General features: G+C 44.4%; 10 protein-coding genes. 3 read left to right on the plus strand and 7 right to left on the minus strand.

Going from position 1 to position 12,668, the window contains the following annotated elements; genetic code table 11:
• Nucleotides 1-130: 130 nt before the first annotated feature.
• On the plus strand, nucleotides 131-1,558 hold the full coding sequence (locus tag MHH26_RS06895) for an aldehyde dehydrogenase family protein (RefSeq protein ID WP_334749336.1): 1,428 nt from the start codon (nucleotides 131-133) through the stop codon (nucleotides 1,556-1,558).
• A gap of 62 nt (nucleotides 1,559-1,620) precedes the next feature.
• Here the strand turns inward: MHH26_RS06895 and MHH26_RS06900 are convergent, their stop codons facing one another.
• Nucleotides 1,621-2,019, minus strand: coding sequence for a DUF3221 domain-containing protein (locus tag MHH26_RS06900; RefSeq protein WP_223249559.1), 399 nt, complete (start codon nucleotides 2,017-2,019; stop codon nucleotides 1,621-1,623).
• A gap of 274 nt (nucleotides 2,020-2,293) precedes the next feature.
• Here MHH26_RS06900 and MHH26_RS06905 point away from each other — a divergent pair, with 274 nt between their 5' ends.
• Both MHH26_RS06905 and cysI read left to right on the plus strand, forming a co-directional pair.
• Nucleotides 2,294-4,114 carry an assimilatory sulfite reductase (NADPH) flavoprotein subunit gene (locus MHH26_RS06905; RefSeq protein ID WP_334749337.1) on the plus strand — a complete coding sequence of 607 codons (1,821 nt, stop codon included), beginning with the start codon at nucleotides 2,294-2,296 and terminating at the stop codon, nucleotides 4,112-4,114.
• A 37-nt stretch (nucleotides 4,115-4,151) separates the two neighbouring features.
• Nucleotides 4,152-5,870 (plus strand): assimilatory sulfite reductase (NADPH) hemoprotein subunit, encoded by a 1,719-nt coding sequence (gene cysI, locus MHH26_RS06910; protein WP_307499719.1) that lies wholly within the window; start codon nucleotides 4,152-4,154, stop codon nucleotides 5,868-5,870.
• Nucleotides 5,871-5,899: 29 nt separating this feature from the next.
• Here the strand turns inward: cysI and MHH26_RS06915 are convergent, their stop codons facing one another.
• Genes MHH26_RS06915 through MHH26_RS06940 form a run of 6 tightly spaced genes read right to left on the minus strand, consistent with a single transcriptional unit; the run spans nucleotide 5,900 to nucleotide 12,668 of the window.
• The gene (locus MHH26_RS06915) at nucleotides 5,900-7,834 is read right to left on the minus strand and encodes an AMP-binding protein (protein WP_340972826.1); all 1,935 of its coding nucleotides are present in this window, start codon (nucleotides 7,832-7,834) and stop codon (nucleotides 5,900-5,902) included.
• A gap of 13 nt (nucleotides 7,835-7,847) precedes the next feature.
• Nucleotides 7,848-9,371 carry an acyl-CoA carboxylase subunit beta gene (locus tag MHH26_RS06920; RefSeq protein WP_340972828.1) on the minus strand — a complete coding sequence of 508 codons (1,524 nt, stop codon included), beginning with the start codon at nucleotides 9,369-9,371 and terminating at the stop codon, nucleotides 7,848-7,850.
• Between the two features lie 18 nt (nucleotides 9,372-9,389).
• Nucleotides 9,390-10,172 carry an enoyl-CoA hydratase gene (locus MHH26_RS06925; protein WP_334749340.1) on the minus strand — a complete coding sequence of 261 codons (783 nt, stop codon included), beginning with the start codon at nucleotides 10,170-10,172 and terminating at the stop codon, nucleotides 9,390-9,392.
• A gap of 14 nt (nucleotides 10,173-10,186) precedes the next feature.
• On the minus strand, nucleotides 10,187-11,095 hold the full coding sequence (locus MHH26_RS06930; protein WP_307499722.1) for a hydroxymethylglutaryl-CoA lyase: 909 nt from the start codon (nucleotides 11,093-11,095) through the stop codon (nucleotides 10,187-10,189).
• 11 nt (nucleotides 11,096-11,106) lie between these two features.
• The gene (locus MHH26_RS06935) at nucleotides 11,107-11,322 is read right to left on the minus strand and encodes an acetyl-CoA carboxylase biotin carboxyl carrier protein subunit (protein ID WP_106031131.1); all 216 of its coding nucleotides are present in this window, start codon (nucleotides 11,320-11,322) and stop codon (nucleotides 11,107-11,109) included.
• Entirely contained in the window at nucleotides 11,319-12,668 is a 1,350-nt protein-coding gene (locus MHH26_RS06940) for an acetyl-CoA carboxylase biotin carboxylase subunit (RefSeq protein WP_340972830.1), read from the minus strand. The genes MHH26_RS06935 and MHH26_RS06940 overlap by 4 nt, the downstream gene beginning before the upstream one ends.

Genomic DNA, 12,668 nt, shown 5'->3' on the forward strand with positions numbered 1-12,668 from the left:
TTTGCGTATTATATCAGAAACTTTTTCTTTTGCAGTTTCTTCGTTTTAGATTTTTCACAGTGGGTACAGTTTTATATCAGCTGAAAACAGAATATTGATTGAATCACATATAAAAAGGAGACATGTCAGAATGAGAAATCAAGAGAAACATTTTATTAACGGAGAATGGATTGCTTCAACAGGAAACGAAAAGACAGAGGTCATCAACCCTGCGACAGAAGAAGTCATTGGCACCATTAGCTTAGGAACAAAAGAAGATTTAGATAAGGCAGTGAAAGCAGCTCGTGCCGCCTTCCCTTCTTTCTCGAAAACATCTCGAAATGAACGCGTGAAGATGCTGGAAAACATTGTGCGCGGCTACGAAAAACGCAAGGATGAACTTGTAGAAGTGATGACACAAGAGCTCGGTGCACCGCTGAAAGTATCAGAAGAAGTTCATTACACAATGGGCTATGAACATTTTTCTAAAGCAGCGGAAGCACTTAAATCTTATACATTTACCGAGGACCGCGGCGGACATACCATTATAAAAGAAGCGATTGGCGTCAGCGGATTGATTACACCGTGGAACTTCCCAACGAATCAAACATCTCTTAAAATTGCGGGTGCCATTGCGGCAGGCTCACCAGTTGTCTTAAAGCCAGCGGAAATTACACCTTTTGCTGCGATGATTCTTGCAGAAATCATTGATGAAGCAGGCGTACCGAAAGGAGTCTTCAACTTAGTAAACGGAACTGGTGACGTGATTGGTGACGGTATTAGCTCACATCCTGATATTGACTTTGTTTCATTTACTGGATCAGGTGCCGTCGGCTCTAAAATTATGGAAAACGCGGCGGACAATGTGAAGAAAGTGGCTCTTGAGCTTGGCGGGAAATCCCCTCTTATCGTCTTAGATGATGCAGATGTGGATGAGGCAGCAGAAACCGCCATTGATCATATTGCGATGAATACAGGTCAAGTGTGTTCTGCAGCTACGCGTGTGCTTATTCCAGAATCAATGAAAGACAAGTTTGAAAAAGCGCTGCTGAATGCCCTGCCGAAGTTTACAGTTGGTGATCCGAGAGAAGATCACGCTACAGGCCCGCTTGTTTCTAAAAAGCAGTGGGATACCGTGCAATCTTATATTGAAAAAGGAATTGATGAAGGTGCTACTCTGCTTGCAGGGGGAACTGGAAAGCCGGACGGAATCGATAAAGGATATTTCGCCAAGCATACCATTTTCACCAATGTAAAAAATGATATGACCATTGCGCAAGAAGAAATATTCGGACCGGTCATGAGTGTGATTACGTATCAGGACCTAGATCATGCCCTTGACATCGCCAATGATACGGTTTATGGCCTTGCCGGGTATGTTGTTGGAAAAGATGAAAAAACTTTAAAATATGTAGCTGAACATATCCGTGCTGGCCAAATCACCATTAACAATGCCGAAACAGATTACTTTGCCCCATTTGGCGGCTTTAAGCAATCTGGTATCGGAAGAGAATGGGGAGACTTCGGCATCGAGGAATATTTAGAAGTGAAAGCTGTGATGGGACTTCCAACGGCATAATTTACGAAAGGAGAAAAGCCTTAAGGTTTTTCTCCTTTTTGTGGATTTTAAGAACTGCTCCCCTACTTATCCATAATGATGTTATATTTTTCAACCGTTACTTTAGGAGGAAACGATTCTTGTAACTCATCAAACCAAACCTCAATCGTTTGACCCTGTGACAGCTCTTTAGTATCAACTTTCGATAAATCCATAATGATGAGATCATGTTTATACTTATCAATAAGAAGGTGAGTATTCAATGAATAATCGCTTTTTAGAGGAGTTTTATTGTTTATAAGAAGTAAACCAGTCTCCTCTTTACTCAGCAGTATGCCTTTTTTTGAAAAAGGTGCTGTTGTTTTATTCTTATTGTATGAATCTTTTATATTTCCCTTTGGAGAATTGCACGCTACTAATAAAATGAGAAAAATCAAGATGACAAGCCGAAAACATTTTATGTTTTTAAACTTTAGCTGCATCAACTTTCCTACACCCCTTTTCAATTCTTCACGATAGCTTCTTCATGCTAGCATTCTCAGAACAAAACGCCTATTTTTCTTAAGGTGCTTTATAAGTTAAGCTGATTTACCTTCAAGTTCATTTACCTTGTAAAGGTATTAGAAATCTTAATCATGACAATCAATATTATATATTTTACTTAATGGCAAACTTTCGGTAAAGTTCAAATTGAACCTATATATATAATTCCTATCGAATTAATCTATGTTTATATTCCTTGTGAGGTGGATATCGTTGCAACTTCATGTATTGAACAGTCCGTTTAGTCAGCAGCAGGCAGAGCTACTCAATCAGCTGCTTCCGACTTTAACAGATCAACAAAAAATTTGGCTTACCGGTTATTTATCAGCACAGGCAGCTCTAGCCGGATCAGAAACGGCCACTCTGGCCCCTACTCCTTCTGCCGCAGCCCCTGCGCAGCCTGTCAGTAAAGATGTGACCGTACTTTATGGCTCGCAAACAGGCAATTCCGAAGGGTTAGCAAAAAAGACAGCGCAGCATCTCGAGGAGAAAGGTTTTCAAGTGACGCTCTCTTCTATGTCAGATTTTAAACCAAATAATCTGAAAAAAATACACAATTTACTGATGATCGTCAGCACACATGGCGAGGGAGATCCGCCTGATAATGCCCTTTCTTTCCATGAATATGTCCATGGTAGACGTGCGCCAAAGCTCGATCATTTAAGCTTTTCTGTTCTTTCGCTTGGCGACAGCTCTTACGAATTCTTCTGTCAGACTGGAAAAGAATTTGATGAGCGCTTCAAAGAACTTGGCGGAACGCGTCTTATAGGCCGAGTGGATTGTGACCTTGATTATGATGAGCCGTTTTCTGAATGGCTTCAAGGGGTGACATCGGCACTTAGCGAAGGTGAAGCCGCAGCATTCCCGCAAGAATCAGCAGGAGCAACCAACCAAACAGCAGCTTCTGAATACTCAAGAATGAATCCTTTTTATGCGGAAGTTCTTGAAAATATCAACCTAAATGGCCGCGGCTCTAACAAAGAAACCCGCCATTTGGAGCTCTCTCTTGAAGGATCAGGACTTGTTTATGAGCCGGGTGACAGTCTTGGTATTTATCCAACAAATGATCCTGCGCTTGTTGATGAACTGCTCACGATATGCGGATGGAATGCAGAGGAAGCCGTAACCGTGCATAAAAACGGCGACACTCTTCTTTTGAAAGAAGCACTCACCTCGCACTTTGAGATTACAGTATTAACAAAACCCCTTCTTCAAAAGATGGCGGACTTTACAAAAAGTGAAGCCCTCCATGCCCTTTTAGAAGAAGGGAATGAAGAAAAGTTAAAAGCGTATATAGCAGGAAGAGATCTAGTAGATGCTGCTCGCGATTTTGGTCCTTTTGAAGGAACAGCCGCAGATTTCACCGCTATTTTAAGAAAAATCCCTGCACGCCTTTATTCGATTGCAAGCAGCCTGAAAGCCAATGAAGAAGAAGTTCATTTGACAATAGGTGCTGTGAGATATGATGCACACGGGAGAGAACGCCAAGGTGTCTGCTCCATCTTATGTGCGGAGCGCTTAGAGCCAGGTGATACACTGCCTGTTTATATCCAGCACAACCAAAACTTTAAGCTTCCTGAAAACCCTGATGCACCGATCATTATGGTGGGACCAGGCACAGGTATCGCTCCTTTCCGTTCGTTTATGCAGGAACGAGAAGAAATCGGTGCAAACGGAAAGTCATGGCTATTCTTCGGTGATCAGCACTTTGTGACGGATTTCTTATATCAAACTGAATGGCAAAAGTGGTTAAAAGATGGTGTCTTAACGAAAATGGACGTGGCTTTTTCAAGAGATTCAGAGGAAAAGGTATATGTCCAGCACCAAATGAAGAAACAAAGTAAAGAATTATTCGAATGGCTGGAGCAAGGTGCCTATGTATATGTCTGCGGAGATGAAAAGCATATGGCGCATGATGTTCATGGTACCCTTCTATCGATCATCCAAGAAGAAGGTGCGATGAGCAAAGAGAAAGCAGAAAGCTATTTAGCCAACTTGCAGCAGCAAAAACGCTATCAGCGTGACGTATATTGATTGATTTGATGCTTGAAAGAAAGGAGCTTTTACTTACATGGTGAAGACAGCATTAACAGCGCCGGATGGACCTCCGAGCGACGTAGAGGAAATCAAAGAAAAAAGTGATTATTTACGGGGTACGTTAAAAGAAGTGATGCTTGATCCGATTTCAGCGGGCATTCCTGATGATGACAACCGCCTGATGAAGCATCACGGCAGCTATTTACAGGATGATCGGGACCTTAGAAATGAACGACAGAAACAAAAACTTGAGCCAGCCTATCAATTTATGCTGCGCGTACGCCTGCCTGGCGGAATCGCCACATCTAAGCAGTGGCTAGTGATGGATGAGCTTGCTCACAAATACGGAAACGGTACGTTAAAGCTGACTACTCGTGAAACCTTTCAGCTTCACGGTATTTTAAAATGGAACATGAAAAAGACCATTCAAGACATCCATTCTACTATGCTAGATACAATCGCTGCTTGCGGCGACGTGAACCGAAATGTCATGTGTACATCAAACCCCTATCAATCAGAAGTGCACCATGATGTATATGAGCTGGCCAAAAAATTAAGTGATGACCTGCTTCCGCAAACTAGAGCGTATCATGAAATTTGGCTTGATGAGGAAAAGGTAGCGGCAACGCCTGATACGGAAGTTGAACCGATGTATGGTCCGCTTTATTTGCCAAGAAAATTCAAAATTGGTGTGGCGGTCCCTCCTGCTAACGATATTGATGTCTTTTCGCAGGATTTAGGCTTCATTGCGATCATCGAAAATGAGCAATTGATCGGCTTTAATGTCGCAATTGGCGGTGGAATGGGCATGACTCATGGTGATACAGCGACCTATCCTCAGCTTGCAAAAGTGATTGGCTTTTGTACACCGGAACAAGTTGTAGAGATTGCGAAACAAGTGATTACCATTCAGCGTGACTATGGAAACCGTTCGGTGCGAAAAAACGCCCGCTTTAAATATACAGTGGACCGCCTCGGTCTTGAGAATGTAAAAGAAGAGCTTGAACGACGCCTTGGGTTTGCCCTTTTAGACGCAAAAGATTATCACTTTGATCATAACGGAGACCGCTATGGCTGGGTAAAAGGCATCAATGGCAGATGGCACTATACGATGTTTGTAGAAGGCGGCCGCATCACGGATTACGATGACTACCCGCTGATGACAGGTATTCGGGAAATTGCAAAGATTCATACAGGAGACTTCCGCTTAACAGCGAATCAAAATTTAATCATTGGAAATGTCACATCTCATAAAAAGAAACAAATCGAGCAGCTCATTCAGGAGTTCGGTTTATCAGCTGGCCAGCAGCACTCTGCACTGCGCCGCAGTTCAATGGCCTGTGTTTCTCTTCCAACATGCGGCTTAGCGATGGCAGAAGCAGAACGCTACCTTCCACGCTTGATTGACAAAATTGAAGAGATTGTCGAAGAAAATGGCTTAAGTGATAAAGAAATCACGATTCGAATGACTGGATGTCCAAATGGTTGTGCCCGCCATGCGTTAGGTGAAATTGGCTTTATCGGCAAATCACCTGGCAAATACAACATGTATCTTGGCGCTGCGTTTGATGGCAGCAGATTAAGTAAGCTGTACCGTGAAAATGTTGGTGAGGAAGACATTTTAAACGAGCTTGGCTCTCTGCTCCCTCGCTATGCAAAAGAACGAGAAGACCAAGAACATTTCGGTGATTTTGTCGTTCGGGCAGGGATTGTCAAAGAAACAACAGATGGCACGAATTTTCATGTGCAATAGAAAAAGACAGGACACTCTCCTGTCTTTTTCTATGGATTCTGTTTCCGTTTCAAGTATTTGCAAATGCTTTTGTACACATGAGGGTTTTCTAAAGAAGAAAGATCTAGTGAGGGCTGCTGTTCATAGGCTCCTTTTAATAAACGCCGGACGATTTTTCCGTTTCTTGTTTTCGGTAAAGTTGAAATGAGATGAATTTCCTTTGGCATGAGAGCTTTTCCCGCGTGTGAACCAACATGAGTTTTGAGCTCTCGAATCAGTTTTGCTTCGTCACAAGATTGTGAGCTAGTCACGATGAAGCACACGAGTGCCTCCCCTTTCACCTCATCCTTTACCCCAATTACAGCTGCCTCGTGTACGGCTGGATGTCCGACAAGAATGGATTCAATTTCTGCTGGGCCGACACGTTTTCCTGCTGAATTAATGACATCATCCGATCTGCCCGTGATATGGAATGTGCCATCCGCTGATTGCATCACCCAATCACCATGTGTCCACACCCCATCAAATCGTCTGAAATACGTGTCTTCATATCGCCCCGGATCTTTCCAAAAACCACATGTCATGCCGACCCATGGCTTTTTCAAAACAAGTTCTCCTACTTCATTTATGACGCTCTGACCTGCTTCATTATACACATCTGCCGCCATTCCTAAGATCGCCGCATTAAAAAGAACTGGTTTGATTGGGCGAAGCAGTGTACTTCCTACAATTCCGCCAGAGACCTCTGTTCCCCCTGAATAATTTAGGATCGGAATATGCTTTTGACCGATTTTGTCAAAAAGCCATTGCCATGGTGCTTCATTCCACGGTTCACCTGTAGAAATGATGGCTTTGACATGCGGCAGCTGAATACCTGAAAGGTTTTGCTGCATCGCAGACCGAACAAAAGTAGGTGAAAGTCCAAAATGGGTGACTTTTTGCTCGTGGATGAATGACCAGAGGTGCTGTTCATCTGGATAATCGGGTGCACCGTCATATAAAACGATTGCAGCTCCATTGATCAAGCCGCCAAAGACGAGAAATGGCCCCATCATCCAGCCCATGTCTGTGAGCCAAAACAAACGGTCTCCTTTTGCAACGTCCATACAAAGACCGGCGTCAAAAGCAGCTTTTACAGGGAAGCCTGCGTGTGTATGGACAGCTCCTTTTGGCGTACCAGTTGTTCCAGAAGTGTATAAGATCATGAGAGGCTCTTCATTTGTGAGATAGGTCGTTTCACTTATCAGATCTTCTTTTAACAAATCGTTTAGCCTGATATCCCCTTCATATTCAGTATCAGAGGAATTGTGTACAATGACGGTTTTGACAGTGTCTGTTTTGTGAATCGCATTTGCCGCACATTCCCGCATATTGATCGTCTTCCCGCGTCGCGTCATGTCGGAGCCTGTGACGACAATGGATGCACCTGATGCACGAATACGCACGGCAAGAGGCTCGCTTCCATAGCCGGAGAAGACGGGGCTAAAGATGACACCAATTTTTGCAAAGGCTAGCATGACGGCAACCGTTTCAGGAAGCATTGGCATATAAATGACCGCCACATCTCCTTTTTGAAGCCCATTCTTCAAAAAACCAGCAGCGAGGCGATTCACCTTTTCCTGAAGGTCGAGATACGTCCATTTCCTCTCTGCCCCAACTTCATTTCTCCAAATCACGGCTGGCTGATGCTGGGTCTCTTCGTTCTCTGCCCATTTGTCCACGGCGGTTTCGGTTATGTTTAGTTGACCGCCTTTATACCACTTCGGCCACATGAATGAATCTTGACCTAATGCGGCTTCATACGGCATCTTCCACTTGATGCCGACCGCCTTTTCAGCTTCTCTCCAAAACCAATCGGTACGCTCGATACTAGCTTTGTAGAATGCATCATAAGTAGAGAAACCAAGTGAGTGCATCCATTTGTAAAGACGTGTATGTTTGACCTTCTGCTCTTCCGGTACCCATGCTGGTTTCAGGTTCATCATAAGGATGCCCCCTTTAGACCGGATAGACCGGATGTTTTCGTCTTGTAAATGTCATCTCTTTTGAGGAATAGGCTTGTAATCGATGACAAAGCTCAGCTCGCAGGTGGTCAAACGGGATGACGCCATCGACAATCATTTCAGAGGCAAGCTCATATATATTCATATCTTCCTGATATTCCTTACGTTTCTCTTGTATAAATGCAGCTCTCTCTTCGGCAGGCAGCTCGGCAATTTTATTCGCATAGACAGCATTCACAGCCGCTTCTGGCCCCATGACAGCAATTTGCGCTGATGGAAGAGCAAGACAGCAGTCTGGTTCAAACGCTGGCCCTGCCATTGCATATAACCCTGCACCGTATGCTTTACGCACAATGACCGATATTTTCGGAACAGTGGCCTCTGACATAGCGGAGATCATTTTCGCCCCGTGTCTAATAATGCCAGCTTGTTCCACTTTTGTTCCAATCATAAATCCCGGTATATCCGCAAGAAAAAGGAGCGGGATATGAAAGGCGTCACATAGCTGAATAAACTTGGCGGCTTTGTCAGCTGAGTCATGGAATAACACCCCGCCTTTCACCCTAGGCTGGTTGGCAATAAGACCAACAGGCTGACCATTCATGCGGCCAAAGCCTGTAATCAGCTCAGCGGCAAACAGTTTTTTGATTTCAAAAAATGACCCTTCATCAATGAGTAAATCAATGAGCTGATACATATCAAAAGGGGTATTCTGCCACTTAGGGATAAGGTCTTGGATGGTCATCTCAGATGGCTGAGGTGCTTTGGCGGCTGCCCGTTTTGGTTTCTCTGTATAGTTGGCAGGCATGTAGGTTAAATAGTCGCGAGCGATTTGAATGGCTTCTTCCTCGGTTTTGGCTAAAATATCACCACATCCTGATATGCTGCAGTGCATGTTTGCCCCGCCCATTTCTTCTAGTGATACTTTTTCTCCAATCACCATTTCGGCCATTCTCGGAGAGCCTAAATACATCGAGGCATTCCCTTCGACCATAACGACGATGTCACAAAAAGCAGGAATGTAAGCACCTCCTGCCGCAGAAGGACCAAATAGTAAACAAATTTGCGGGATACGTCCAGACAGCTTCACCTGGTTATAAAAAATGCGCCCCGCGCCCCTTCTGCCTGGAAACATGGCAATTTGATCGGTGATTCTTGCACCCGCAGAATCGACTAAATACAGCATCGGGCAGTTGAGCTTTTCCGCTGTTTCTTGGATTCTAATGATTTTTTCTACCGTTTTGACGCCCCATGATCCAGCTTTGACGGTAGAATCATTCGCCATGACGCAAACCGTTTGCCCATTCATCCGCCCCGTCCCTGTGACAACCCCATCTGCTGGTAAATGTTGATCTTTACACTCGGCAAACATGGCATCCTCAATGAAAGAATCCTCATCTAATAACAACTGGAGCCGGTCACGGACAAACAATTTTCCTTTTTCTTTGTTTTTTTGATGGTATCGTTCGGCTCCTCCTTTTACAATCCGCTGTTTTTTCACTTCATATTCTTCGATCATGCCCATTCCCCTTTCTTGCTAGTTGCCTCTGTAATGAGGCGTTCGTTTTTCTTGGAAAGCTTGAAGTCCCTCCATTCGATCTTCTGTATCAATGAGCCGTACATAGGCTTCGTATTCCTTCATCAGACCTGTACGTAAATCATGATCAAGGCTCATTTGAATCGCTTGTTTCGCTTCTTTTAAAGCAATTGGACCGTTTTTGGCGATTTGTTTTGCGAGAGAAATGGCGTCATCCATAAGAGAATCTGCTAAAGAGAGGTGCTCAATCAACCCGATTTGAATGGCTTCTTCAGCTTGTAATGAACCACCTGTGAAAATCAGTTCTTTTGCTTTACCGAGTCCAATCAGGCGCGGAAGCCGCTGGGTTCCTCCGGCTCCTGGTATGATGGCTAGTCCAGTTTCTGGCAGGCCGAGTCTTGCTCCGGCTCGTGCGATGCGGAGATCACAAGCCAGTGCGAGCTCAAGGCCTCCGCCGAGTGCGTGTCCATTCATCACGGCAATGACAGGCACAGGAAGGGAGTCAATTTCTGTAAAGGTTTGCTGAATCGACAGAACCGCCGCTTTTGCTTCTTCTTCTGTCATCAATCGTCGCTCCTTTAAATCAGCTCCTGCGCAAAAGACGTTAGAACCAGCTCCTGTAATGAGCAGACAGCGGATGCTTTCATCGTGTTTGATTTCTTGAATGATTTGATTGATCTCCTCAAGCATCGCAGCGGATAGGGAATTCGCTTGTTCCGGCCTGTTTAAGGTCATGATCCCAATCCGTTCATCTTGTATCGTAAAATTGACCAATGATGTCATGTCACATTCATCCTTTATGAAGTAGTATGAGAGTGAAAAGCACGTAAACAATGACTAGGCAGGGTTCGATTTACTTTTGTTTCGATCCATTCTGCCGCATTTATCAATGCTGGAAAATCGATTTTGGTTTCAATTCCTAGTTTTTGAAGCATATGCACTACATCTTCTGTTGCGACATTTCCGCTAGAGCCAGGTGCATATGGGCAGCCGCCAAGCCCGCCGCTTGAGGAGTCAAATGTTGTGATTCCCGCTTTTAATGCCGTATAAATATTGGCAAGACCCATCCCCTTCGTATCGTGAAAATGTAGAGCGATTTTATCAGCAGGAAAACGTTCTAGTAAAATGTCTAATCGCCTTTCTACTTGAAGCGGATGGGCTTCTCCAATGGTGTCGCCGAGTGATATTTCATCAATGCCATAAGAGAGCAGAATATCCGTTAACCGCAGAACTTGATCCATTGGCACTTGATGTTCATAAGGGCAGCCAAACACGGTAGAAATATATGCGCGCGTGATCTTTCCTGCTGCTTTTAATTCAGCTGTCATTTGTTTGATGACAGGAAGTGTTTCGTGGATGGATTGATTCATATTTTTTTTGTTATGTGTTTCACTCGAAGAGATAAACATAGCGCCTGCGTCAAGATTTGCTTCAAAAAAGTGAGCCAAGCCTTTTTCATTAGGAATGAGTGCTGCATAGGTGATGTTGTCATTTTTGTGTAAGGATTGAGCTAACTCTTTGGCGTCTTTTAAGGCTGGGACCCATTTAGGATGAACAAATGAGGTGACTTCAATATAAGGAAGCCGGGCTGCTGTGAGCAGTTCAATCCACCTTTGCTTCTCGCTTGTGTCCAGCCAAGTGGATTCATTTTGCAGTCCGTCCCGCGGGCCGACCTCTCTGATAAGTACACGCTTTGGTAATGCCATCTCGCTCCCTCCTATTCTGTCAGCTCAAGAAGGACCTCTCCTTCATCGACAAATTCCCCCTCTGCCTTATACACTTTGCTGATGACACCAGCCTCTTCTGCAACAATTGGAATCTCCATTTTCATTGATTCCAAGATAGCGACCTCCTGCCCTTTTTGCACTTCATCGCCTTTTTTCACAAGAAGCTTCCATAAGTTTCCGGCCATTTGTATCGTGACCATTTTCATGAACGGTTCCCCTCCCTTTTTTTCATGAGAAAATCGGTTGTGATGCTGCCATGTAAGAAAGCAGAAGATCCAGCCATTTCCCTTAAAAGCGGTAAGTTGGTTTTGATCCCTTCTATTTCATATGCTTGTAACGCCTTTTTTAATCGTTCTATTGCAAGTTTTCGTGTATCACCGTAAACGATCATCTTCGCAATCATTGGATCGTAATATGGGGTAATGACGCTCCCGCTTGTCACACTTGATTCATGGCGTATATAGGGAGCTTCTGGCATAAATAGCCGAGTGATTGTTCCTGGTGACGGATAAAAGGTAACGGGGTCCTCCGCATAGATTCTGACCTCGATGGCATGCCCAATTTGATGAATATCCTCCTGAATGAAGGAAAGCGGCTCTGATGCAGCGATTTTCAGCTGCTCCTCGACAAGATCAATACCTGTAATTTCTTCTGTGACAGGGTGCTCTACTTGTAATCTCGTGTTCATCTCTAGAAAATAAAATTGTTGGTTTTGATCGACTAAACATTCAATCGTCCCTGCATTTTCATAGCCAATGGCTTTGGCTGCTTTGACGGCCATCTGTCCCATCTGTTGTCTCACTGATTCATCGAGACAGGCGGCAGGTGCTTCTTCGATGATTTTCTGGTGTCTTCTTTGGAGTGAACAGTCGCGCTCAAATAAGTGAACCCCATGGCCGAAGGAATCAAAGAGGACCTGAATTTCAATGTGCCGCGCGTCTTCAATGACCTTTTCCATATAAAGCGTCCCGTCGTTGAAAAAACTTTGCGCTCTTTTTTGATTTCCTTCAAAAGCTTTATGCAGCTCCTCGTCATTTCGCACAAGCTGCATGCCAATTCCCCCGCCTCCGCTTGATGCTTTGAGCATGATCGGATAACCGAGTGACTGGGCTTTACTGACTCCTTCTTCTGCGTCATGGAGCGGGGCTGAAACGCCTGGTACAATGGGAATCCCCGCATGGTCCATCGTTTTTCTCGCTTCAATTTTATTCCCCATTCGCTGAATGACCTGTGCGGATGGTCCAATAAAAATAATTCCTTCGCTGCGGCAGCGTTCAGCAAAGGCCGCATTTTCTGATAAGAGGCCATATCCAGGATGGATGGCATCTGTATTTGTCTGCTTGGCAACCTCGATGATCACTTCCATGTTTAAATAGCTTTCAGATACTTTCGCTCCTCCAATCAGATAGGCGCTGTCTGCTTCTTGCACATGAAGCGCATGCTCATCTGCCTCTGAATAAACAGCCACGGTGTTGATCCCAAGCCTTTTACAAGTCCGAATAATTCTACGAGCAATTTCGCCTCGATTTGCGATCAGTACTTTTTTGAACAT

Origin of the sequence: Bacillus sp. FSL K6-2839, assembly GCF_038003365.1 — a bacterium.
Classification (GTDB): Bacteria; Bacillota; Bacilli; order Bacillales; family Bacillaceae; genus Bacillus.

Excerpts from the sequence above, each read along its gene's own strand:
- MHH26_RS06930 (WP_307499722.1), bottom strand. The coding sequence starts at position 11,095 with ATGGCATTACCAAAGCGTGTACTTATCAGAGAGGTCGGCCCGCGGGAC.
- MHH26_RS06915 (WP_340972826.1), bottom strand. The coding sequence starts at position 7,834 with ATGATGAACCTGAAACCAGCATGGGTACCGGAAGAGCAGAAGGTCAAA.
- cysI (WP_307499719.1), top strand. The coding sequence starts at position 4,152 with ATGGTGAAGACAGCATTAACAGCGCCGGATGGACCTCCGAGCGACGTA.
- MHH26_RS06940 (WP_340972830.1), bottom strand. The coding sequence starts at position 12,668 with ATGTTCAAAAAAGTACTGATCGCAAATCGAGGCGAAATTGCTCGTAGA.
- MHH26_RS06900 (WP_223249559.1), bottom strand. The coding sequence starts at position 2,019 with ATGCAGCTAAAGTTTAAAAACATAAAATGTTTTCGGCTTGTCATCTTG.
- MHH26_RS06935 (WP_106031131.1), bottom strand. The coding sequence starts at position 11,322 with ATGAAAATGGTCACGATACAAATGGCCGGAAACTTATGGAAGCTTCTT.
- MHH26_RS06895 (WP_334749336.1), top strand. The coding sequence starts at position 131 with ATGAGAAATCAAGAGAAACATTTTATTAACGGAGAATGGATTGCTTCA.
- MHH26_RS06925 (WP_334749340.1), bottom strand. The coding sequence starts at position 10,172 with ATGACATCATTGGTCAATTTTACGATACAAGATGAACGGATTGGGATC.
- MHH26_RS06920 (WP_340972828.1), bottom strand. The coding sequence starts at position 9,371 with ATGATCGAAGAATATGAAGTGAAAAAACAGCGGATTGTAAAAGGAGGA.